This is a genomic window from Streptomyces sp. NPDC005438, assembly GCF_040606315.1.
In the GTDB taxonomy this organism is placed as follows: domain Bacteria; phylum Actinomycetota; class Actinomycetes; order Streptomycetales; family Streptomycetaceae; genus Streptomyces.
Genome location: NZ_JBEXEP010000008.1, coordinates 21,141 through 43,564, shown reverse-complemented (window position 1 = coordinate 43,564; position 22,424 = coordinate 21,141). Strand labels below are relative to the sequence as shown.

The 22,424-nt window shown below is 72.1% G+C and carries 22 protein-coding genes; 6 read left to right on the top strand and 16 right to left on the bottom strand.

What is annotated here, in order from left to right; translation table 11 throughout:
• Positions 1-46: 46 nt before the first annotated feature.
• Both ABZT14_RS17755 and ABZT14_RS17750 read right to left on the bottom strand, forming a co-directional pair.
• Positions 47-715 carry a methionine ABC transporter permease gene (locus ABZT14_RS17755; RefSeq protein ID WP_356303278.1) on the bottom strand — a complete coding sequence of 223 codons (669 nt, stop codon included), beginning with the start codon at positions 713-715 and terminating at the stop codon, positions 47-49.
• On the bottom strand, positions 712-1,806 hold the full coding sequence (locus ABZT14_RS17750) for an ATP-binding cassette domain-containing protein (RefSeq protein WP_356303275.1): 1,095 nt from the start codon (positions 1,804-1,806) through the stop codon (positions 712-714). Before ABZT14_RS17750 ends, ABZT14_RS17755 begins: the two co-directional genes overlap by 4 nt.
• A 487-nt stretch (positions 1,807-2,293) precedes the next feature.
• Here ABZT14_RS17750 and ABZT14_RS17745 point away from each other — a divergent pair, with 487 nt between their 5' ends.
• Positions 2,294-2,665, top strand: a complete 372-nt coding sequence (locus ABZT14_RS17745) for a hypothetical protein (protein ID WP_356303272.1) — start codon at positions 2,294-2,296, stop codon at positions 2,663-2,665.
• Positions 2,658-3,077, top strand: a complete 420-nt coding sequence (locus ABZT14_RS17740; protein ID WP_356303269.1) for a hypothetical protein — start codon at positions 2,658-2,660, stop codon at positions 3,075-3,077. The genes ABZT14_RS17745 and ABZT14_RS17740 overlap by 8 nt, the downstream gene beginning before the upstream one ends.
• Positions 3,078-3,137: 60 nt before the next feature.
• Here ABZT14_RS17740 and ABZT14_RS17735 read toward each other — a convergent pair whose 3' ends face one another.
• Together ABZT14_RS17735 and ABZT14_RS17730 are read right to left on the bottom strand one after the other, a co-directional pair.
• Positions 3,138-3,641, bottom strand: a complete 504-nt coding sequence (locus ABZT14_RS17735; RefSeq protein WP_356303267.1) for a GNAT family N-acetyltransferase — start codon at positions 3,639-3,641, stop codon at positions 3,138-3,140.
• 308 nt (positions 3,642-3,949) lie between these two features.
• Positions 3,950-5,089 carry a glycerophosphodiester phosphodiesterase gene (locus tag ABZT14_RS17730; protein ID WP_356303264.1) on the bottom strand — a complete coding sequence of 380 codons (1,140 nt, stop codon included), beginning with the start codon at positions 5,087-5,089 and terminating at the stop codon, positions 3,950-3,952.
• 371 nt (positions 5,090-5,460) lie between these two features.
• On the opposite strand from ABZT14_RS17730, the gene ABZT14_RS17725 reads away from it, so the two are divergent.
• Positions 5,461-6,141, top strand: coding sequence for a lysophospholipid acyltransferase family protein (locus ABZT14_RS17725; protein ID WP_356303261.1), 681 nt, complete (start codon positions 5,461-5,463; stop codon positions 6,139-6,141).
• A gap of 262 nt (positions 6,142-6,403) precedes the next feature.
• Here the strand turns inward: ABZT14_RS17725 and ABZT14_RS17720 are convergent, their stop codons facing one another.
• The 6 genes from ABZT14_RS17720 to ABZT14_RS17695 all read right to left on the bottom strand — a co-directional run bounded on the left by ABZT14_RS17720 (position 6,404) and on the right by ABZT14_RS17695 (position 13,321).
• Complete coding sequence (locus ABZT14_RS17720) at positions 6,404-7,939, bottom strand: MFS transporter (protein ID WP_356303258.1); 1,536 nt, start codon at positions 7,937-7,939, stop codon at positions 6,404-6,406.
• The gene (locus ABZT14_RS17715; RefSeq protein ID WP_356303256.1) at positions 7,936-8,499 is read right to left on the bottom strand and encodes a TetR/AcrR family transcriptional regulator; all 564 of its coding nucleotides are present in this window, start codon (positions 8,497-8,499) and stop codon (positions 7,936-7,938) included. The genes ABZT14_RS17720 and ABZT14_RS17715 overlap by 4 nt, the downstream gene beginning before the upstream one ends.
• A gap of 212 nt (positions 8,500-8,711) precedes the next feature.
• Positions 8,712-9,680, bottom strand: a complete 969-nt coding sequence (locus ABZT14_RS17710) for an aldo/keto reductase (RefSeq protein WP_356303253.1) — start codon at positions 9,678-9,680, stop codon at positions 8,712-8,714.
• A 165-nt stretch (positions 9,681-9,845) separates the two neighbouring features.
• Positions 9,846-11,297 (bottom strand): argininosuccinate lyase, encoded by a 1,452-nt coding sequence (gene argH, locus ABZT14_RS17705; protein ID WP_356303250.1) that lies wholly within the window; start codon positions 11,295-11,297, stop codon positions 9,846-9,848.
• 100 nt (positions 11,298-11,397) lie between these two features.
• The gene (locus ABZT14_RS17700; protein ID WP_356303247.1) at positions 11,398-12,594 is read right to left on the bottom strand and encodes an argininosuccinate synthase; all 1,197 of its coding nucleotides are present in this window, start codon (positions 12,592-12,594) and stop codon (positions 11,398-11,400) included.
• A 358-nt stretch (positions 12,595-12,952) separates the two neighbouring features.
• Positions 12,953-13,321 (bottom strand): DUF488 family protein, encoded by a 369-nt coding sequence (locus ABZT14_RS17695; protein WP_356303244.1) that lies wholly within the window; start codon positions 13,319-13,321, stop codon positions 12,953-12,955.
• Between the two features lie 148 nt (positions 13,322-13,469).
• Here ABZT14_RS17695 and ABZT14_RS17690 point away from each other — a divergent pair, with 148 nt between their 5' ends.
• Entirely contained in the window at positions 13,470-13,832 is a 363-nt protein-coding gene (locus ABZT14_RS17690; RefSeq protein WP_356303241.1) for a VOC family protein, read from the top strand.
• A gap of 6 nt (positions 13,833-13,838) precedes the next feature.
• Here the strand turns inward: ABZT14_RS17690 and ABZT14_RS17685 are convergent, their stop codons facing one another.
• Positions 13,839-14,417 (bottom strand): helix-turn-helix domain-containing protein, encoded by a 579-nt coding sequence (locus ABZT14_RS17685; RefSeq protein ID WP_356303239.1) that lies wholly within the window; start codon positions 14,415-14,417, stop codon positions 13,839-13,841.
• Between the two features lie 78 nt (positions 14,418-14,495).
• Between ABZT14_RS17685 and ABZT14_RS17680 the strand changes: the two genes are divergently transcribed.
• Positions 14,496-16,367, top strand: coding sequence for an ABC transporter ATP-binding protein (locus ABZT14_RS17680; RefSeq protein WP_356303236.1), 1,872 nt, complete (start codon positions 14,496-14,498; stop codon positions 16,365-16,367).
• A 27-nt stretch (positions 16,368-16,394) separates the two neighbouring features.
• Here ABZT14_RS17680 and ABZT14_RS17675 read toward each other — a convergent pair whose 3' ends face one another.
• The 5 genes from ABZT14_RS17675 to argC form a co-directional block, all read right to left on the bottom strand.
• Positions 16,395-16,919: an arginine repressor gene (locus ABZT14_RS17675; RefSeq protein WP_356303234.1), complete on the bottom strand. Its 525-nt coding sequence runs from the start codon at positions 16,917-16,919 to the stop codon at positions 16,395-16,397.
• Between the two features lie 38 nt (positions 16,920-16,957).
• A complete protein-coding gene (locus tag ABZT14_RS17670; protein ID WP_356303231.1) occupies positions 16,958-18,148 on the bottom strand; it encodes an acetylornithine transaminase in 1,191 nt (396 codons plus the stop codon).
• 2 nt (positions 18,149-18,150) lie between these two features.
• Complete coding sequence (gene argB / locus ABZT14_RS17665) at positions 18,151-19,164, bottom strand: acetylglutamate kinase (protein WP_356303228.1); 1,014 nt, start codon at positions 19,162-19,164, stop codon at positions 18,151-18,153.
• Entirely contained in the window at positions 19,161-20,312 is a 1,152-nt protein-coding gene (argJ, locus tag ABZT14_RS17660) for a bifunctional glutamate N-acetyltransferase/amino-acid acetyltransferase ArgJ (RefSeq protein ID WP_356303225.1), read from the bottom strand. The genes argB and argJ overlap by 4 nt, the downstream gene beginning before the upstream one ends.
• Before the next feature lie 61 nt (positions 20,313-20,373).
• Positions 20,374-21,402, bottom strand: coding sequence for an N-acetyl-gamma-glutamyl-phosphate reductase (gene argC / locus ABZT14_RS17655; protein ID WP_356303222.1), 1,029 nt, complete (start codon positions 21,400-21,402; stop codon positions 20,374-20,376).
• Between the two features lie 228 nt (positions 21,403-21,630).
• On the opposite strand from argC, the gene ABZT14_RS17650 reads away from it, so the two are divergent.
• On the top strand, positions 21,631-22,365 hold the full coding sequence (locus ABZT14_RS17650) for an SAVMC3_10250 family protein (protein WP_356303219.1): 735 nt from the start codon (positions 21,631-21,633) through the stop codon (positions 22,363-22,365).
• Positions 22,366-22,424: the final 59 nt, after the last annotated feature.

Sequence of the window (22,424 nt, the reverse complement as noted above, 5' to 3'; positions counted from 1 at the left end):
CCGACGAGGAGTTCGGGCCGGCCCCCGCGAACGGGGAGGGCGGGGATCACTTGCCGTGCTGTCGGCGGAGGGTGAGGCGTACGGCGCCGTCACCCAGCAGTTGGACCACGGTGACCAGCACGATCAGCACGAGGACGGTGAGCAGCATGAAAGGGGTCTCGAAGCGCTGGTAGCCGTAGGTGATGGCCACCGTGCCGAGGCCGCCCCCGCCCACCGCGCCGGCCATGGCGGAGTAGCCGGTCAGGGTGATGACGGTGGTGGTGAGGCCGGCCACCAGGGACGGCAGCGCCTGGGGCAGCAGGGCCTTGAACACCAGCGTGGGCACCCCTCCGCCCATCGCCTGTACGGCCTCCACCAGGCCGGGGTCCACCTCGCGCAGCGCGGTCTCCACTAGGCGGGCGAAGAAGGGGACGGCCCCGATGGCCAGGGGAACGATGGCGGCGGTCGGACCGATGGAGGTGCCCACCACCCAGCGGGTGAAGGGGATCAGGGCCACCATCAGGATGATGAACGGGAGCGACCGGCCGATGTTGACGACCACCCCGAGCACCTTGTTGACCGGGCGGTTGCCCAGCAGTCCGCCCCGGTCGGTGAGGACCAGCAGCACTCCCAGCGGCAGCCCGCCGAGTACGGCGACCAGGGTGGACCAGCCGACCATGTAGAGGGTGTCCACACACGCCTGGGTCAGCAGGGGCTCCATCTCGGACCAGGTCATCGCCCCTCCTTGTCCAGCGAGGTGCCGGCGGTGGGCGTGGTGACCACTTCCGGTCCCCCGGTGTCGGGGTGGGAGGTGGTCTCCGGTTCGGGGGCGACCGGCTCCACGGTCAGCCCGCGTTCGCGGAGGTGGCCGAGGGGGACGACGTTGTCCTCGTAGCTTCCGGGCAGTTCGACGCGCATCCGGCCCACCTGCCGTCCGTCGACGGTGTCCACGGCGGCGCCCAGCAGGGAGACGTCCAGCTGGTAGGTGCGGGCCAGTTGGGACAGCACCGGTGCGGTACCGGCCTCGCCGTGGAAGGTGACGTCCACCACGGTGCGGCCGGCCTCCCCGGTGGGCGCGTCCAGGGGGAACAGTTCGCGGGCCAGCCGGGAGCCGGGCCGGGCGAGCAGTTCGGTCAGGGGGCCGGACTCCACCAGCCGTCCTCCTTCCATCAGGGAGGCGGAGTCGCAGACGGACTTCACCACCTCCATCTCGTGGGTGATCAACAGCACGGTCAGGCCCAGCCGTTCGCTCAGCCGCCGCAGCAGCCGCAGCACCGAGCGGGTGGTGTCCGGGTCCAGGGCCGAGGTGGCCTCGTCCGACAGCAGCACCCTGGGGTCGCCGGCCAGGGCACGGGCGATGCCCACCCGCTGCTTCTGGCCCCCGGACAGCTGCGCCGGGTGCCGGTCCCCGAGGTCGGCCAGCCCCACCAGGTCCAGCAACTCCCGTGCCTTGGCGGCTCGTTCGCGTCGGGTCAGGTGGAGGATCTCCAGCGGCAGCTCGACGTTTCCGGTGACGGTGCGGGAGGAGAGCAGGTTGAAGTGCTGGTGCACCATGCCGATGCGGGTACGGGCCCGCCGCAGCGCGGCGGTGGCCCGGGGGCCGGGCCCGGCGAGTGCGGTGAGGTCCTGGCCGTCCACCGTGACGGTGCCGGAGCTGGGCCGTTCCAGCAGGTTGACGCAGCGCAGCAGGGAGGACTTGCCGGCGCCGCTGCGTCCGACGACGCCGTGGACCTCGCCCTCGCGCACCTGGAGGTTCACCGCTTCCAGTGCGGTGACCTCGCGGCCCTTGGTTCGGTAGACCTTGGTCAGGTCAGTGGTCGTAATCACACTTTGTCCGTCATGGTCGTGCGCCGTGGGCGCGGGTCGTCGCCCCCGCGTCGAGGGCGTGGGCCGGTTGGGGAGCGCGCCGGGGCGCGCGAGGAGGTCCCCGCGCGGGGCGCGGGGCGGGTCGGTCCCAACGGACCGGGAACCGGAGGGGGTTCGGTGGTGCTGAGGGGGAGGCGGAGGCCGCTCACTCAGGGGTGGCGGCGTCGCGCCGACTCGCTTCGGGGCGCGAGGAGGAAGCCCGTTCCGGGCTGTTCAGGGGCCCTCAGCAGGCACACATACGGCAACGACAGCGCGCACCGGGCGTGTGGACCGCCGGGTGTGAGGTGGTGAGTGCGCTGATGCCGTTCATGGGCCCCAGTAAAACAGACGGGGGTTCGATTCTCCGAATGCCGAGACGGTCCGCTCATCTGCTGGACACAGGGAAGGGCCTACGGGTTGGGGTGGGGCAGCGCGTCCAGCCGGTGGACCGGCTCATAGACTGCCGTCCATGCTCACCCCGCTGACCGTCGCGCTGGCGGTGGCCGCGCTGGCGCTGGCCGCCTGGTGCGGACACGCCGCCTACCGGGACCAGCCCACCAAGGACTGGCACTTCATCGGCATGGGCGTGGTCTCCCTGCTCGCGCTGGTCCAACTGGTCTGGGGCGTGGTGCGGTTGGCCGCCGGGGACCAGCCGGCCGACGGCTCACTGATCTTCGTGTCGTACCTGGTCGGGGTGGTGTGCTGCGTACCGGTGGTGGGGCTGGTCTCACTGACCGAACGCACCCGCTGGGGATCGCTGACCGTCACGGCGGGCGCCGTGGTGCTGGCGGTGCTCCAGGTGCGGCTGTACGACATCTGGGGAGGCGGGACCGGTGGCTGAGGAGCGGGGCACTCCCCCGGAGGGCGGGATCGGTCGCGGCCCGGGGCGGCTGCTGGTCACCCTGTACGGCATCTTCACCGTGGGCGCCGCCTCCCGGTCCGCGGTGCAGCTGAGCACCCGGTTCCACGAGGCGCCGCTCGCCTACCTGCTGTCGGCGCTGGCCGCCCTGGTGTACGCCTTCATCACCGTGGCCCTGGTCCGTGGCGGCGAGGGGGCCCGCAAGGCGGCGCTGGTGTGCTGCTCGGGCGAGTTGCTGGGGGTGCTGACGGTCGGCACCTGGACCCTGGTGGAACCCTCGGCCTTCCCGGACGCCACGGTGTGGTCGGACTACGGCATGGGCTACCTCTTCCTGCCGGTGGTCCTGCCCGTGGTGGGGCTGCTGTGGCTGTCGCGTTCCCGGCGCGAGGGCTGAACCGCCCACCGGGCGTGGGGAGTTCGGACCTCGCGCCGGGGACCCGGTCGGGCCGGGCGCTCAGGCGCTGGTGGCGTACCGCTCGGGTACGGCCTCCTTCTCCAGGGTGATCAGGCTCATCGCCTGGGTGACCCGCTCGGTGCCCACCGCCGCGTAACCGCACTTGCGGTACAGGCTCAGCGAGGTCTCGCTGCGGTGGCCGCTCAGCAGGCGGTACCGGGTGGCGGCGCGCTCGGCGGCGAGCCGGGCCTCGATGCCGGCCAGCAGTCGGCCGCCCAGCCCGTGCCCCTGCATCCGGGGGTGCACGATGAGCCGGTCGATACGGGCCACGCCCTGTTCGTCCACGGTGCCGCGCACCGAGCCGACGACCTCGCCGCCCAGTCGGGCCACCAGCACGCAGTGGGCCTCCAGTTCGGCGCGCAGCTCCGTCAGGGTCTGGGTGAGGGGCTCCAGGGTGTAGTCGCTGTAGAGCTTCGCCTCGGACTGGTAGCAGAGGTACTGCAACTTCAGGATCTGCTCGACGTCTTCCTCGGTCGCCGTAGAGATGGCCACGCTCATGCCCATGGGCGTTGTCTCCCTGTCCCTTGGGTCCGGCCGTTCCGCGGTTGAGGGTGTGGACGCCCGGACTCGCTGCCCTGTGACGGTGGTCGCTGAGGCAGCTGTGCCCACGGTGGACAGCGCCCAACCTCCGTCGCCCGCATTCTCCGCGAACTTCCCAGGCGATCGGAACGTCATCACCAAGGACTTCGCTGTGAGATTCCCAACTGACCGGCGTATTCGCAGGTTTGGCGCCCTCGACCCGGACCGTCCCGGACACCACCGAGGGTGGCCACCGGTTCCCTCCGGCGGCCACCCTCGGCACGGCTGTCAGCTCAGCTGCGGAACTCCTCCGCGGCCAGCAGGCCGGTGTCGCAGTTGTCGGTGAAGATCCCGTCGATACCGGTCTTGAAGTACGCCCGGAAGGCGCCGAAGGCGTCCCCGTAGGCGTTGGGGTCGTCGCCCCGACGGAACTCGGTCGGCAGGAAGGTGTTCTCGTTGCGCATGGTGTACGGGTGGAGCACCAGCCCCTCCCGGTGCGCGTCCCGGACCAGGGTGGTCGGCTCGCCCAGGCTGCCGTCCTCCTTCTTGGGGATCACCAGGTCGACGACCGGGCCGATGCCCTGGGCGAAGCCGGCGATCCACTTCAGCCCCTTGGGGGTGACCAGGTCCTTGACCGTACGGGGGTCCCCGGCCTCCACGAAGTCCCAGGGCTGGGAGTCCAGGGCGTCCAGCAGCACCACGCCCGGGGCGTCCACCAGCTTCTTCAGCCGCTGGATGCTGCTGGGCTCGAAGGACTGGAGGAAGTTGGGGGCGTCCTTGCGGTGCCGGCCGTGCTTGCGCAGCAGCTTCGCCAGCGGCTTCTCCAGTTCCAGCCCCAGCTCGCGGAAGTAGGTGGGGTGCTTGGTCTCGATGTGCAGCCACACCGGGCGGCCCCGGCGGCGCCCTTCCTTGTCGGCCCAGCGCAGGACGTCGGCGAAGAGGGGCACCTCCCAGCGGCCGTCGTAGAGGGTGTTGCGCTGACGCTCCTTGGGGATGCGCTCCTTGGCCCGCAGGGTGCGCAGTTCGGCCAGGGTGAAGTCCTCGGTGAACCAGCCGTTCAGCTCGACACCGTCCACCGTCTTGGTCGCCTTGCGGTCGGCGAACTCGGCGTGGTCGGCGACGTCGGTGGTCTGGGTGATGTCGTTCTCGTGACGGCAGACCAGGTGCCCGTCCTTGGTGGGGACCAGGTCCTGCTCGATGACGTCCGCCCCCATGTCCAGGGCGAGTTGGTAGGAACCGAAGGTGTGCTCCGGGCGGTACCCGCTGGCACCCCGGTGAGCGACGATCAGCGGGTTCGGCAGTCGGCCCGCTCCTCCCCCACGGCCGGCACCCTCGGCGCGTGCCGTCGCGGCCGGCCCCAGGGCCACCGCCCCGGCGCCCACCACGGCCGCCCCCAGCAGTGCTCTTCTCCCGGGCCGCTGCTCCTGCTCCATGGACTCTCCTCACGTCTGTGTGCCGGAAAACCCCCATCGGCGCCTGACGGCGCCGAGTTGAGGACCGCCCGATCCTAGGGCGGAGCAGCTTTCGCGCGGCAGACATACGCTGGAACGTGATGGAAACTCCGCCGCCACGAGGGCCGGGGACACTGGGCGGCGGAAGAGGCGGTCCCCGAGGAACGTGCGGGCCCCGGGCCCGGACAGCGCCGTGGATCCACCGGGTCCACTCAGAACCCGTAGAGCAGGACGCGCCACATGAGTGAACAGCCGTACCAGCCGACCGGTCCGGTGTGCGCTCGCCCCGCGCCCACGAGTATCGTCCTCACCTGCGCCCTTTTGCGCGCCTCTACTGTCGACCGGAGGGCTCCGTGTCCCGTTTCCGACTACTGAAGATCGTTCTGGGCCCCATCCTGCGCGTTCTGTACCGCCCCAGGGTGGAGGGCGCCGACCGGATCCCCGGCAGCGGACCGGTGATCCTGGCGGGCAACCATCTCACCTTCATCGACTCGGTGTTCCTGCCCCTGTGCTGCGACCGGCAGGTGTTCTTCATCGGCAAGGACTCCTACGTCAACGGCAAGGGCGTCAAGGGCCGGCTGATGGCCTGGTTCTTCACCGGCGTCGGCATGATCCCGGTCGACCGTGACGGTGGCCGGGGCGGGGTCGCCGCCCTGATGACCGGCCGCCGGATCCTGGAGCAGGGGAAGGTGTTCGGCATCTACCCCGAGGGCACCCGCTCCCCGGACGGGCGGCTCTACCGTGGCCGTACCGGCATCGCCCGGCTGGCGCTGATGACCGGCGCCCCGGTGGTGCCCTTCGCCATGATCGGCACCGACCGGGTGCAGCCCGGTGGCGCCGGTATCCCCAAGGTGGGGCGGGACCGACGAATCGTGGTCCGCTTCGGCGAGCCCCTGGACTTCAGCCGCTACGAGGGCATGGACCGGGACCGCTACGTGCTCCGGGCCGTCACCGACGAGGTGATGAGCGAGGTCATGCAGCTGTCCGGTCAGGAGTACGTGGACATCTACGCCACCAAGGCCCGCGCCGCCTGACCCGACTTCCGCCCCGGGGGCGGCCGTTGACACCGCTCCCGGTCGCGGAGCCCGCCAGGGTGTGTCGTTTGGATCTGGGGAGATCAGGGAGCGCGTTCTGGTGTCGTGCGCTACGGGACGGAGCAAGGCGGCGGAGGAGTCGACGCGGCGCATCGGCGACCCCGACCGCCACGGCGAACAACACGGCGAGGCGCGGCACGCCCGGTGACACCCCACGCGAGCTCGCGGTGATCCAACCGACACACCCTGGCCCCGGTACGACTCAGCCGCTGGCGGGCACGTCCGCGCGCTGCCCCCGCAGCAGCCGCCAGGCCAGGGCGGAGGCGGCCAGCAACAGCACCGCCGCCACTCCGGCGGCGAACCGCAACCCCTCGGTGAACGCCGACTGGGCCTCGGCCCGCAGGGCCTCCCCCACTGAAGGGGGCAGCTGGTCGGCGACCTCGGTGGCTCCGCCCAGGGAGTCGTGGGCCGCGCTCGCCCGCTCCTCGGAGACGCCGGCCGGAACGGGGAAGCCCCGGTAGAACCCGGCGACCACCGAGCCCAGTACGGCGATCCCCAGGGCCGAGCCCAGTTCGTACGCCGTCTCCGACACGGCCGAGGCGGCCCCGGCCTCCTGGGGCGGGACCGTGGAGAGGATCACGTCGGCGGTCACCGTGAACGACAGTCCGACACCCAGCCCCACCAGGGACAGCACCGAGCCGAGCACCCAGTAGTCGGTGCTCTGTCCGAGGGTGGTGCACAGGGCGAAGCCCACCCCCACCGCCAGCAGCCCCCCGCTCACCGCGCCGCGTACCGACAGCCGGCGGGCGACCGCCCCGGCGCAGAGCCCGGCGAGCACCGCTCCCAGGGCGGCCGGCAGTTCGGCCAGGCCGGCCTCCAGCGGGCCGCGCATCTGCACCATCTGGAGGAACTGGGACAGGAAGAACACCAGCCCGGCCAACCCGAGGATGGTCATCAGGTCGGAGATCACCGCCCCCAGGAAGCCCCGGTGCTGGAAGAGGCGTACGTCCAACAGCGGTGAGGCCAGGCGCAGTTGGCGCCGGGCGAACAGCACCAGTACGGCCCCCCCGGCCGCCCCGGCGGCCAGCGCCCCCGGTTCGGGGCCGTAGGCGGCGGTCTCCTTGAGGGCGTAGACCACACCGACCATGCCGACCATGGACAGCAGCACGCTCGGTGGGTCCCAGGGGCCGGGGCGCGGGTTGCGGGACTCGGGGAGCAGCCTGGCCCCGACCACCACCAGCACCAGCATCACCGGAAGGTTGATCAGGAAGACGCTGCCCCACCAGAAGTGCTCCAGCAGGAAGCCGCCCACCACCGGGCCGACCGCCGCGCCGGCGGAGGCCGCCGCGCCCCAGACGCCCACGGCCAGGGTGCGTTCGCGGGGGTCGGAGAAGATGTTGCGGATCAGGGCGAGGGTGGAGGGCATCAGGGTGGCGCCGGCCACCCCCAGCAGGGCCCGCCAGAGGATCATGGCCTCGGAGCTGTGGGCGTAGGCGGTCAGCAGGGAGATCGCGCCGAAGGCGGCGGACCCCCACAGCAGCAGCCGTTTGCGGCCGATGCGGTCGCCGAGGGCGCCCATGGACACCAGGAGGCCGGCGATCACGAAGGAGTAGACGTCGCCGATCCACAGCAGCTGGGTGCTGGAGGGCCTCAGGTCCTCGCTGAGGAAGGGGGTGGCCAGCCCCAGCACGGTGGCGTCCACTCCGACCAGCAGTACGGCCAGGGCCAGTACCGCCAGGGCGAGCCAGCGTCCCCGGGCGGTCAGCGGGTCCGGGCCGTCGAGGGTGGGGGCGGTCATCGCCGTACCTCCCGGGCCGGTTCCCTCCGTGCCCCGTCCAACAGCAGCGTGGTGACCATCCACTGGGCGTCGCGGCCGGCCACCCGGCCCTCCAGTACGGCCCAGGCGCAGCCGGTGACCAGGGCGTACAGGGCCTCGGTGAGCCAGACGGCGGTGAGGTCGACCCGGAAGACGCCCTCGTGCTGGCCGCGTCGGAACAGTTCCACGAACCGGTCGTCGAGGGCCTGCCACCCCTGGTGCACCGCCTCCGGCTCGAACAGCTGGTTCTCGGTGAACAGGAAGGCCAGCAGGCTGGCGTGCGGCTGGACCTGGTCCACCACACGTCGTACGGCCTGGTCGGCGGGCCCCTCATCGATCCGTGCCGTCTCCAGCACCGAGCCCAGCCGTCGCAGGGCGAGCTGCTCCAGCCGGCGCACCAGGACGTCCCGGTTGGCGAACTGGCGGTGCAGGGTGGCGCGGCTGATGCCGGCCGACCGGGCGACCTGGTCCATGGAGGCCGTCGGCCGTCGGGCCAGGTGTTCCGCGATGGTGGTCAGTAGCTGGTCCTCGTCCCTCGCCATGAGACAACCGTACCCCCGATGAAACGTATATGTCTCATATGGGATGCCATCGCCTCACACTCCGGGGGCGGCCTCACCGGGGCCGGGTGACCGGCCGCGTGGATGTCCCCACCCGGCGCCTCACCGAGCCGCCCTTCTCGGGAGGGCCAGCCGGGCCGGGAGTTCCGCGAGTTCCGGGAGACCGGGGCAACTCCCCGACCGCGACCGGGCGTTCAACTCCAGGCCAGCTGGCCGCGCTCGCGCCAGTACTCCCCCGGCTCCTCCGCCAGTTCGCCCAGCCGCGCCACCTGCTCCTCGGTGAGCGCCTGGTCCACCGCCGCGAGGTTGGACTCCAGCTGACGGGTGGTGGCCGCGCCGGAGAGCACCACCTCCACCCAGGGCCTGCGCAGTACGGCCGCCAGGGCCACCACGTCCGCGTCCACCCCGCACTCCCGGGCGGTACGGCGCAGCGCTTCCGGGGCCTGGGCGCCGGCCAGCCGGCCGTTGGCCAGCGCCTCCTTGACGATCACCGTCCACCCGGCCGCCCGCGCCTCCTCCAACGCCTCCCCGGCCGAGGGCTCCAGCACGTTGTAGGTGCACTGCACCGCCCGGAACAGCGACCGGCCGCCGGGGGTGATCCGCAGCGCCCGGCGGATCACCTCGGCCTGACGCGGACCACTGGTGCTCAGCCCCACGGTCACCCCCTCCTCGGACAGCCGCCCCAGCCGTTCCAGCAGGGCGGAGTCGCTCAGCGCGGGGCTCTCGGGGGTGACCGAGTGGATCTGGTAGAGGTCCAGCCGCTCGCCCAACAGCTCACCGCTCTCGCGGTGTTGGTGTTCGAAGGCGGCCAGGCTGTGGTCCTTGATCTCGTGCACCTCGGCGTCCACCCGCCAGCCGGCGGTGTAGGTGTACCCCCACTTGCTGCCCACCCGCAGGTCGCCGGCCTCGGGGTGCTCGGCCAGCCACTCGGCGAGGAACTCCTCCGCCCGGCCGTAGGAGCGGGCGGTGTCCACGTAGCGCACCCCCCGGGCGTAGGCGAGGTCCAACAGCGCGTGGGTACGGCGCCGCATGGCCTCCACGGTGCGGTCCACGGGCAGGTCGCCGACCCGGCCGAGGTTGAGGTAGCCGGGCCGGCCGACGGCGGCCAGGCCCAGCCCCATCCGGTGGACGCCACGGGCCGTGCCGGGAGGGGGAAGGGACATGGCAACTCCAGGGGGTCGGGCGGCAGGTTCGGGAGTCGGCGCCCCGGAACGAGGCGGTCCGTCACCCACCGTACCCACGCCGTCCGCGCCCATCCCCGTACGGCGCCGGGGATGGGCGTCCGGGGGCGGACGGTCACACCGGTCGGGCCCCTCGGGCCACGGGCGTCACCGCCTCCGTGCCGTGGCCCACCGCCGCTGCCGCTCCAACTCCTCGCGCACCTCGACCAGTTGGACCGCGACCGCGCTGGGGGCGGTGCCCCCTCGGCCGTCCCGGGAGGCCAGTGCACCGGGGACGTTGAGCACCTGCCGTACGCCGGGGGTCAGGTGCTCGGAGATCCGGGCGAACTGCTCGTCGGTCAACTGGTCCAGCTCGATGCCCTCGGCCTCGCAGACCTTGACGCACTCGCCGGCCACCTCGTGGGCGACCCGGAACGGCACCCCCTGCTTGACCAGCCACTCGGCGACATCGGTGGCCAGGGAGAACCCGGCCGGCGCCAGCTCCTCCATCCGCTCCCGGTGCACGGTGAGGGTGGCCACCATGCCGGTGAACGCCGGTAGCAGCACCTCCAGTTGGTCACAGGAGTCGAAGACCGGCTCCTTGTCCTCCTGGAGGTCACGGTTGTACGCCAGCGGCAGCGCCTTGAGGGTGGCCAGCAGGCCGGTGAGGTTGCCGATCAGCCGGCCGGACTTGCCCCGCGCCAGCTCCGCGATGTCCGGGTTCTTCTTCTGCGGCATGATCGACGAGCCGGTGGAGAAGGCGTCGTCCAGGGTCACGAAGGAGAACTCCTTGGTGTTCCACAGGATGATCTCCTCCGCGATCCGGGACAGGTCCACCCCGATCATCGCGGTGACGAACGCGAACTCGGCCACGAAGTCCCGGGCCGCCGTACCGTCCAGGGAGTTGCCGCTGGACCCGCCCTCGAAGCCCAGTTCCCGCGCCACCGCCTCGGGGTCCAACCCCAGCGAGGAACCGGCCAGGGCCCCCGAGCCGTACGGGGAGACGGCGGTCCGCTCGTCCCACTGCCGCAGCCGCTCCCCGTCCCGGGCCAGCGCGTGCACGTGGGCCAGCACATGGTGCGCGAACAACACCGGCTGGGCGTGCTGGAGATGGGTGCGCCCGGGCATCGCCACGTCCGGGTGGGCCTCGGCCAACCCGACCAGGGCCTCCTGGAGTTCGGCCAGCAGCCCGCCCAGGATCCGGGCGTGGTCCCTGAGGTACATGCGGAACAGGGTGGCCACCTGGTCGTTACGGGAACGGCCGGCGCGCAGCTTGCCGCCCAGCTCCGGGCCCAGCCGCTCCAACAGCCCCCGCTCCAGGGCGGTGTGGACGTCCTCGTCGGCGACGGTGCCGGTGAACGAACCGTCGGCCACGTCGGCCTCCAGCCGGTCCAACCCCTCGATCATCCGGGCCAGTTCGTCCTCGCTCAGCAGACCCGCCCGGTGCAGCACCCGGGCGTGCGCCCGGGAACCGGCGATGTCGTAGGGGGCCAGCCGCCAGTCGAAGTGGACCGAGGCGGACAGTTGGGCCAGCGCCTCGGCCGGCCCGCTGGCGAAACGGCCACCCCACAGGCGTACGTCCTGGTCGCTCTCACCGGACGAGGGGGGAGGCTGGGTCATGAGTGCTCCTTAGGGCTGCGCGAGGGTGTGCAGAAGTCGCGTCCGCCTCCCCACCGGCGCGGGTGGGGAGGCGGACGCGGACGACGGGGTCGGCTGGCGACTACTGTGCCAGGTCGCGCTTGGCCGCGATCTTGCTCGACATCCCGAACAGCTCGATGAAGCCCTTGGACAGCGACTGGTCGAAGGTGTCGCCGGTGTCGTAGGTGGCCAGGTTGAAGTCGTACAGCGACTGCTCGGACCGCCGGCCGGTCACGGTGGCCCGGCCGCCGTGCAGGGTCATGCGGATGTCGCCGCTGACGGTCTGGTTGGCCTCCTGGATGAAGCCGTCCAGGGCCCGCTTGAGCGGGGAGAACCACAGGCCGTCGTAGACCAGTTCGCCCCACCGCTGCTCCACCTGCCGCTTGTAGCGGGCGAGTTCCCGCTCCACGGTCACGCTCTCCAGCTCCTGGTGGGCGGTGATCAGGGCGATGCCGCCGGGGGACTCGTAGACCTCCCGGGACTTGATGCCCACCAGCCGGTCCTCGACCATGTCGATCCGCCCGACGCCCTGGGCGCCGGCCCGCTGGTTGAGCTGCTGGATGGCCTGGAGGGGGGTGACCGGCTGGCCGTCGAGGGCCACCGGGGTGCCGGCCTCGAAGGTGATGACCACCTCGTCGGCCTCCCGGGGGGTGGCCGGGTTCTCGGTGTACTCGTAGAGGTCCTCGATGGGACCGTTCCAGATGTCCTCCAGGAAGCCGGTCTCCACGGCCCGCCCGAAGACGTTGGCGTCGATGGAGTACGGCGACTTCTTGGTGGTGGCGATCGGCAGGCCCTTCTCCTCGCAGAAGGCGATGGCCTTGTCCCGGGTCATGGCGTAGTCCCGGACCGGGGCGATGCACTTCAGGTCGGGGGCGAGCGAGGAGATGCCGGCCTCGAACCGCACCTGGTCGTTGCCCTTGCCGGTGCAGCCGTGGGCGACCGTGGAGGCGCCGTGCTTCCGGGCGGCGGCCACCAGGTGCTTGACGATGGCCGGCCGGGACAGCGCGGAGACCAGCGGGTACCGGTCCATGTAGAGGGCGTTGGCCTGGATCGCGGGGAGGCAGTACTCCTGCGCGAACTCGTCCTTGGCGTCCGCGACCTCGGCTTCCACCGCGCCGCAGGCCAGCGCGCGCTTGCGGATGACGTCGAGGTCCTCTCCGCCCTGGCCCACGTCCACGGCGACGGCGACGACCTCGGCCCCGGTCGCCTCGGCGATCCAACCGATGCAGACGGAGGTGTCCAGGCCGCCCGAATAGGCGAGTACGACGCGCTCGGTCACGGGGTGCTCCTTACGATCCATGCACTGACTGGAATAAGTATGCAGTCCACCGCATGATTCGTCAACGTGCCTGTTCACAGCCGCGCATCCACCAGCCAGCCACCCCCGACGGACCGAACGGGGCATCCACCGAACCCACCCTGGACACCGGCCAGCCACCCCGAGCGGACCCGCGCATCGACGGGAACCCCGGAGGCGGTCCCGCACGGACGCCCTCGCCGGGGAACGCCCCGACGTGACCGCGCGAAGCCGCCCCAGCCAGCCACGGGGCGAGCCACCCACCCGAAGCGGGCCGCGCGGTCGCGTGGACGGGGCGGCACCCTCGGGACCCCTCACGGGCCGCCGCCACCCCCGGGGCTCAGCTCTCCCAGCCCTCCCGCAGCAGCCGGGCCAGCACCTTGGTGTGCGCGTGCTCCAGGTCCCGGGTCGCGGTCAGCAGGGTCACCGGCCCGTCGTCGGCGAGCCGCCTCAGCTCCTCCAGCGCCCGCCGGTGCCCCTCGTCGTCCAGTTCCGCCTCGTACCTGCGGACGAACTCCCGGTACCGCTCCGGGTCGTGCCCGTACCAGCGGCGCAGCTCGGCCGAGGGGGCCACCCCCTTGACCCAGCCGTCCCAGTCCGCGCGCTCGTGGGACATCCCGCGCGGCCAGAGCCGGTCCACCAGCACCCGCACACCGTCCGAGGGGCCGGGCTCCTCGTACACCCGCCGTACTCCCACTCTCGTGACCATGCCTCCAGCGTGGACCGCGCGCCCCGACGGCGCGAGTCCTCCGCCCCGGGCTCCCGGCGCCGCCAGGACAGCCCCGGGGGGCGCCGGTACCGTGGCGAGGGGGCGGACCTCGCCGCCCCGTCACCCTCTGACGCCGGCGGAGGTCACGATGGCTGGAGAGATCTCCTTCTTCGAGATCGGGGTCCAGGACGCCGAACAGGGGCGGGCCTTCTACCAGGAACTGTTCGGCTGGGACACCGAACCCGGCCCCACCGGGAACGGTCCGCTGCTGCGGGCCGGCCGCACCCAGGGCGGCATCCACGGCGGGGACGCCGAGGGCGGGACCTACCTGTTCTTCCGGGTGGACGACATGGACGCCGCGATCGAGCGGGTACGTCAACTGGGCGGCCGGCTCCACGAGTACGACCTGTCCACCCAGGAGGACCCGGACGTGGCGGCGGCGTACGGCCGGTTTCGGCTGTGCCGCGACGACCAGGGGTCGACGTTCGGGCTGCACCAGCCCCCGGCCTGAGCCGGTTCAGGCGCCGACGGCCTTGGTGAGGGTGCGCAGGCACTGCCGGAGCACCTGGTAGCGGGGACCGCCCTGCTCCTCGGCGTACTGCCAGGCCGCGTACAGCAGGCTCCACAGGATCTGCTGGACCCACCGGGCGTCCAGCTCGGAGTCGATGCTGCCGTCCCGGTGCCCCCGCTCCACGAGTCGGACCAGCTCCCCCTCGCCCTCGGAGCCGGCGTCCCACCCCTCGACGCCCTCCCACATCTGGGGGTCCTTGAACAGCAGGCTGAGGCTCTCCCCGAGGGCGAAGTACTCCTGGCACAACCGCTCCAGCGCCCCCAGGGCCGGGCCCTGGTCCAGTCGGGCCCGGCGGGTGGCCGCCGCGATGCCCTCCAGTACGTGCCGGGTCAGGGCGGCGACCAGGTCGGCGCGTTCGGGGAAGTAGCGGTGCACGGTGGTACGGCCCACCCGGGCCTCGGCGGCGACGTCGGCGAGCGACGCCCGGGGGTTGCGGGCGAGCACGGTGACCGCCGAGTCGAGGATCGCGTACCGGGTGCGGGCCCTGCTGCCGCTCTCCTCCGAGGCCTGAATGGGCTGTTCCATAAAGGAGAACGATACCGCCGAGCCTCTTTATGGAGAATCGGTTGACCGTTGTGGAACATCAGTGTTCCACTGTCGAACATGGCCGATCCTCAAAAGTCCGCGCCCCCCTCCTCCGAGCCCCTCAGACCCGGCGGGCCGTCCGAGTCGCCCGACCCCGACGGCAGCCGTCAACTCCCGGAGTCCGCGCCCCGGTTGAGGGTGCTGTGGGCCTACGCCCGCCCCCACACCGGCAAGCTGACCCTCGGACTGGTGCTCGGACTGATCGGGTCGGGCACCGGGCTGGCCACCCCGATGGTCACCAAGTGGGTCATCGACTCCCTGGACGCCTCCGGCAGCCTGACCGCCCCCGTGGTCACCCTGATCGCGCTGATGCTGCTCGGGCTCGCCGCCCTCGCCACCCAGTGGATCCTGCTGGGCACCCTCGGGGAGCGGGTGGTGCTGGAGGCCCGCGAGTCCCTGCTGCGCAGGCTGTTCCGCACCACGGTGCCCGGACTGGCCACCAAGCCCACCGGCGAGATGGTCACCCGCGTGACCTCCGACACCGTGCTGCTGCGCGAGGCCGCCACCTCCAGCGTCCTGGGCATCATCAACGGAGCGGTGATGCTGGTCGGCACCCTGGTGCTGATGGGGGTGCTGGACCCGCTGCTGCTGGGCACCACCGTGGTACTGGTGCTGCTGGTGGCCGTGCTGTTCATGTCGCTGATGCCGGCCATCGCCAAGGCCCAGGAACGGGCGCAGGAGCACATCGGACGACTCGGCGGCGCCCTGGAGACCTCGCTGCGGGCCATCCGCACCATCAAGGTCAGCATGGCCGAGGACCAGCAGGTCGAGCGGCTGCGCGGGGAGGCCACCGCCTCCACCGAGCAGGCGGTACGGGCGGTGCGCAAGCAGGCGTACGCCTGGAGCCTGGCGTGGGCCGGGGTGCAGGTGGCGATCATCGTGATCCTGGGGCTGGGCGCCTGGCGGGTGGCCGAGGGGCAGTTGGCCGTCTCCAGCCTGATCGCCTTCCTGCTGTACGCCTTCGGCCTGATGGAGCCGATCGCCCAGCTGAGCCAGAACGTCACCGCCCTCCAGTCCGGGGTGGCGGCGGCCGGACGCGTACAGGAGTTGCAGTGGCTGGACGTGGAGACCGACCCGCCGGCCGGCCTGGGCACCCCCGGCCCGCGTGACGAGGGTCCGGTCCTCACCCTCACCGGGGTGACCGCCTCCTACGGGCCCCAACTGCCGCCCGCCGTACGGGAGGTGTCCCTGCACGTCCCCCGCAAGGGCCACCTGGCGATCGTCGGCCCCTCGGGCGCGGGCAAGACCAGCCTGTTCTCCCTGGTCCTGCGCTTCCTCCACCCCCAGCGGGGCCAACTGCTGCTGGACGGCGCACCGTACGAGACCCTGGGTCACGCCCAGATCCGGTCCCGGCTGGCCTACGTCGAGCAGGACACCCCCCTGGTGGCCGGCACCCTCGGGGACAACCTGCGGCTGGCCCGCCCGGACGCCTCCCCGGAGGAGGTCGAACGGGTGCTGCGCCAGGTGCGGTTGACCGACCGGGTGGCCGGCCTGGAACAGGGGCTGGACACCCCGCTGTCGGCCACCTCGCTCTCCGGTGGTGAACGTCAGCGGGTGGCGATCGCCCGGGCCCTGCTGAGCGAGGCGGACATCCTGCTGCTGGACGAGGCCACCGCCCAGCTGGACGGGCTCACCGAGGCGGCCATCCAGGACGGCATCCGCGCCCACGCGGCCGAGCACGCGGTGGTCACCATCGCCCACCGGCTGTCCACGGTGGTGGACGCGGACACCATCGTGCTGATGGAGGACGGCCGGATACGCGCCCAGGGCACCCACCGGGAGCTGCTGGCCACCGACACGCTGTACGGAGAACTGGTCCGGGCCATGACCGTTCCCCAGGGCCCGGACCCGGCCGCCGTCGCTCCGGCGGAGGTCAACTCCCTGGCGTGAGCGGCCGGTTCGCGGGAGGGAGGCGGATCAGCTGGTCTTCTGGGCCAGCCGCAGCAGATGGTCGGCCAGGGCCTGCCCCCCGGTGGGGTGCCGGCTGATCAGCAGCAGGGTGTCGTCCCCCGCGATGGTGCCGATGATCTCGTGGACCTCGGCCTGGTCGATGGCCGAGGCGAGGAACTGGGCGGCGCCGGGCGGGGTGCGCAGCACCACCAGGTTGGCCGAGGCCTCGGCGGAGATCAGCAGTTCGCCTGCCAGCCGGGCCATCCTCGCCTCGCTGGCCGACTCCCCCAGCGGTGCCCGGGGGGTGCGGTCCCCGCCCTCGCCGGGTACCGCGTAGATCAGCTCGCCCCCGGTGTTGCGGATCTTCACCGCCCCCAGCTCGTCCAGGTCGCGGGAGAGGGTGGCCTGGGTGACCTGGAGGCCGTCGTCGGCCAGCAGTTTGGCCAACTGGCTCTGGGAGCGCACCGGTTGCCGGTTCAGGATGTCCACGATCCGACGGTGCCGGGCCGTACGCGTCTGGGGTACGGCCTGGCTTCCTCGCTCCTCGGTCATCCTCACTCCGGCTCCTCGTTGTGGCGGTCGGGTCCGGCTCACGCCGGCCGCGCCTCGGACTGTGCAGCGTCAAGAATGGCCGGCAGAGCCCGAACTAGCGAGTCCGCTTCCGTTTCGCCCAGGATCAGCGGTGGAGCGAGTCGGATCACTTCGGGGGCGACGGCGTTCACCAGGAACCCGGCTTCCTGGGCCGCCCGCTGCACCTGGGCGGCCACCGGAGCGGTCAGCACCACCCCCAGCAGCAGCCCCGCGCCACGTACTCCGCTCACCAACGGGTGCCCCAACTCCTCGATGCCCCCGGCCAGTCGGGCGCCCACCCGCTTGACCCGGGACAGCAGGTGCTGTTCGGCCAGGGTGTCCAGTACGGCCAGGCCGGCGGCGCAGGAGACCGGGTTCCCTCCGAAGGTGGAGCCGTGCTGGCCGGGGCGCAGCAGTCCGGCCGCCTCGCCGAAGGCCAGCGTCGCCCCCAGGGGCAGGCCTCCGCCCAGCCCCTTGGCCAGGGCGAGCACGTCCGGGCGCACCCCCTGGGCCTGGCACTCGAACCAGTGGCCGGTGCGGCCGATCCCGGTCTGCACCTCGTCCAGCACCAGCAGGGTGCCGGTCTCCTCGGTGATCTCCCGGGCGGCGGCCAGGTATCCGGGGGGTGGCACCACCACTCCGGCCTCCCCCTGGACGGGCTCCAGCACCACCGCGGCGGTGTCCTCGGTCACGGCTTCCCGCAGCGCGTCCACGTCCCCGTACGGCACGTGGTCCACTCCGCCCGGCAACGGCCGGAAAGGGGCCTGCTTGGCGGGCTGGCCGGTCAGCGCGAGGGCGCCCATGGTGCGGCCGTGGAACCCGCCCTCGGCGGCCACGATCCGGGGGCGGCCGGTCAGCCGGCTGATCTTGAAGGCGCATTCCAGGGCCTCGGCCCCGGAGTTGGAGAAGAACACCCGTCCGGGCCGTCCGGCCAGTTCCAGCAGCCGTTCGGCCAGGCGGACGGGGGGTTCGGTGGCGTAGAGGTTGGAGGTGTGCCCGAGGGTGGCGACCTGGTCGGACACCGCGCGCACCACCGCCGGGTGGGCGCTGCCCAGGGAGTTGACGGCGATGCCGCCGAGGAAGTCCAGGTACTCCCGGCCGTCGGCGTCCCACAGCCGGGCGCCCTCGCCCTGGACCAGGGTCAGTTGGGGGGTGCCGTAGTTGTCCATCAGGGACCGGTTCCAGCGTTGGGCCGCGGACTCGCCGCTCATGGTCACGCTCCTTCGGGCTGGTCGGCGGGCTGGTCGGTGACGGCATCGGAGTCGGAAACGGGGACGGGATCGGGCAGCACCATGGTGCCGATGCCCTCGTCGGTGAAGATCTCCAGCAGGATCGAGTGCGGCACCCGGCCGTCCAGGATCCGGGCGGTGCGCACCCCTCCGCGTACGGCGTGCAGACAGCCCTCCATCTTCGGCACCATGCCGCTGGACAACTCCGGCAGCAGGCGCTCCAGTTCGGTGGCGGTCAGCTCGCTGATCACGTCCTCGCTGTGCGGCCAGTCCGCGTAGAGCCCCTCCACGTCGGTGAGGACCATCAGGGCCTCGGCGCCGAGGGCGGCGGCCAGGGCGGCGGCGGCGGTGTCGGCGTTGACGTTGTAGACGCCGCCGTCGGCACCCGGTTCCTCGCTCTCGCCCCGGGCGATGGAGGAGACCACCGGGATGCGCCCGTCGTCCAACAGGGCCTGTACCGCGCCCACCTCGACCCCGGTGATCGCCCCGACCCGGCCGATGTCGACCGGCTGCCCGTCCTGGTAGGCGTACCGCTGGGTGGCGGTCAGGGTGTGGGCGTCCTCCCCGGTCATCCCGACGGCCAGGGGCCCGTGCCGGTTGAGGAGGCCGACCAGCTCCCGCTGCACCTGTCCGGCCAGCACCATGCGGACCACCTCCATGGCCTCCGGGGAGGTCACCCGCAGTCCGCCCCGGAACTCCGACTCCAGCCCCAGCCGGTCGAGTTGGGCGTTGATCTGGGGTCCGCCCCCGTGGACGACGACGGGGCGCAGCCCGACGTGGCGCAGGAAGACCACGTCCTGGGCGAAGGCGGCCTTGAGGTCCTCGTCCACCATGGCGTTGCCGCCGAACTTGATGACGACGGTCGCCCCGTGGAAGCGGGTGATCCAGGGCAGCGCCTCCACCAGGATGTGGGCCTTGGGCAGGGCGGTGTGCTGTCGGGGGGTGCCGGGCTGGCCGTCGGGGGTCTGGGATGTGGGCTGCGGGCCGGTCAGTGTCATGAGGAGTAGGCGCTGTTCTCGTGGACGTAGTCGGCGGTCAGGTCGTTGGTCCAGATCACCGCGGAGTGGCTGCCGGCGGACAGGTCGGCGGTGACGCGTACCTCGCGGTACCGCATGTCGACCTTGTCGCGGTCCTCCCCGATGGCGCCCGCACGGCAGACCCACACGTCGTTGATGGCCACGTTCAGCTGGTCCGGCTCGAACACCGCGTCGGTGGTGCCGACGGCCGACAGCACCCGCCCCCAGTTGGGGTCCTCTCCGTGCAGGGCGCACTTGAGCAGGTTGTTGCGGGCGATGACGCGCCCCACGGTGACCGCGTCCCGTTCGCTGGCGGCCCCGACCACCTCGACGCGGATGTCCTTGGTGGCGCCCTCGGCGTCGGCGATCAGCTGCCGGGCCAGGTCCTCGCTGACCACCCGTACCGCCTCGGCGAACTCGGCCGGGTCGGGCACCACCTGGGAGGCGCCGGAGGACATCAGGAGCACCATGTCGTTGGTGGACATGCAGCCGTCGGAGTCGATCCGGTCGAAGGTCGTACGGGTGGCCCCGCGCAGCGCGGTGTCCAGGTCGGCCGGCTCCACCACGGCGTCGGTGGTCAGCACCACCAGCATGGTGGCCAGTCCGGGCGCCAACATGCCGGCGCCCTTGGCCATGCCGCCGACCACGTAGCCGTTCCCCTGGTGGACGGCCGTCTTGTGCACGCTGTCGGTGGTCTTGATGGCCAGTGCCGCCCGGTCACCGCCGTACGGGGAGAGCGCGGCGGCGGCCTGGTCCACTCCGGGCAGCAGCCGGTCCATCGGCAGCCGGGTGCCGATCAGTCCGGTGGAGGCCACGACCACCTCGGCGGCGGACTCCCCCAGCGCCTCGGCGGCCCGTTCGGCGCTGCTGTGGGTGTCCTGGAAGCCGGCCGGTCCGGTGCAGGCGTTGGCGCCACCGGAGTTGAGCAGTACGGCGGCCACCTGACCGCCGGAGACGACCTGCTGGCTCCACAGCACCGGGGCGGCCTTGACGCGGTTGGAGGTGAACACCCCGGCTGCGGCTCGGCGCGGGCCCTGGTTGTGGACCAGCGCCACGTCGAGTTGGTTGCCGCTCTTCAGCCCGGCGGCCACGCCGGACGCGGTGAACCCCTGGGGGGCGGTCACGCTCACTGTCTGTCTCCGATCCTCTCGCCGTACGGCGGGCGGGTGCTCCGGGCGTCGTCGCCTCGGGTCACGGCGCGACGCCGGTGGTGGGCAGGCCCAGGGTCTCGGGGAGGTCCAGGGCCAGGTTCATGCTCTGCACCGCGCCCCCGGCGGTGCCCTTGGTGAGGTTGTCGATGGCGGCGACCGCGACCAGGCGGCCGGCCGCCGGGTCGTGCGTGGCCTGCACCTGCGCGCAGTTGGCCCCGTACACCGAGGCGGTGGCCGGCCAGGCGCCCTCGGGCAGCCAGTGGACGAACGGCTCGTCGCGCAGCGCCTTGTCGTAGGCCGCGCGGATCGCGTCGCCGTCCACCCCGGGGCGCACCCGGGCGGTGCAGGTGGCGAGGATGCCCCGGGACATCGGGGCGAGGGTCGGGGTGAAGGAGACGGTGACCGGCTCGCCCGCGATCCGGGAGAGGTTCTGCACCATCTCCGGGGTGTGCCGGTGCACCCCGCCCACCCCGTACGGGCTCATCGAACCCATCACCTCGCTGCCCAGCAGGTGGGGCTTGGCGGCCCGGCCGGCCCCCGAGGTCCCGGTGGCGGCGACCACCACCACGTCCGGTTCCACCAGCCCGGCCGCGTACGCGGGGAACAGGGCGAGGGAGACCGCTGTGGGGTAGCAGCCGGGTACCGCGATCCGTCGGGCACCGCGCAACGCCTCCCGGGCGCCGGGCAGTTCGGGCAGCCCGTAGGGCCAGGTACCGGCGTGGGGGGTGCCGTAGAAGCGGGCCCAGTCCTCGGCGTCGGTGAGCCGGAAGTCCGCACCGCAGTCGATCACCACGGTGCCCTCGCCCAGGGCCTCCGCCACGGCGGCCGACCGCCCGTGCGGCAGGGCGAGGAAGACCACGTCGTGTCCGGCCAACACCTCGGTGGTGGTCGGCTCCAGCACCCGGTCGGCCAGTGGTACCAGGTGCGGCTGTACCGTGCCCAGCCGTTGTCCGGCGCTGGAGTTGCCGGTCAGCGCGCCGACCTCGACCCGGGGATGTCCGTTCAGCAGGCGCAGGATCTCGCCTCCCGCGTAGCCGCTGGCTCCGGCCACCGCCGCTGTCACCACCATGGGCTCCTCTCCCTTTCGACAGCATGACTATACGTAGAGCAGTACGTTTATTCAATGGCGATCCGGGTCACCCCGCCCAGCGGTCGTGACCGGGCGGCTGGGTTGGCCCTTCGGTGCCGAGTGAGCCCCACGTCGTCCCCACGATGAGGCCGCCGTCGATGCGGGATGGCAGGATGAGCCGTTGCGTGACTGACAGACGGAGAAGCGGAACAGCCGGGGGCAACGCCAGTGCGTGAGGTCGTCTACTTATCCGAGGGCAAGCTGAGTGGGTTCCTGCCGGAGCCCAGACGGTCCCTTCCCACCATCAAACTGCACGCCGGTGGATCGATGGCCGGGATCAACGTGGAGACCCCGGCGACGGACCCCGGCCGAGAACTGTCGCGACGCCTCAAACAGGTGGAGAAGGACCTGGAGCGGCGCGCACCCTCGCACCTGGAGACGGATCTCACTCCCGGCCGCTGGGTGCAGTTCGAGGCCCCGCTGAGTTGGATCACGCTCCGTGGCAGGTACCAGGACCTCGTCTTGTTCGTGGACCCTGCGCCTAGCCCTCCCGAGACTGGCGCCACCCGTCGTCGCCTGCTCCTCCATGGATCAGCCCGTCATCTGAGCGGCCGTCCCCCGACCCAGGTTGACGGACCCGCGCTGACGGGAGAAGGGGGCAGAATTGACAGCGTTGGCACGTCCTTTGTCACGGAGGCCGGCCGTGTTCTCGCCGAACTGGCCCGCACTCAGGATCCGCTCGGCTCCGACCGACAGGACGGCGACACTCCGAACGGATCGGCCACCTCCCTGCCCCGGGCCGGCATCCGCGACCTCCTGACCGTCCTCGACGCCAAGAACGCCGAGGTCAACACCGCCGCACTCATGATCGGCTACGCCCGGGTGAGTGCGCTGCTGCCCGCGACCGCCACAGAGGGAGACTGTCTGGTCGCGAGCCCCTTGATCGTGGAGTACGTCAGCTAGTGTGCTGGCCGCCCCCATCCGGCGGTTGCTCCACAGCGCGGCCCTCGGTTGTTCCGGTC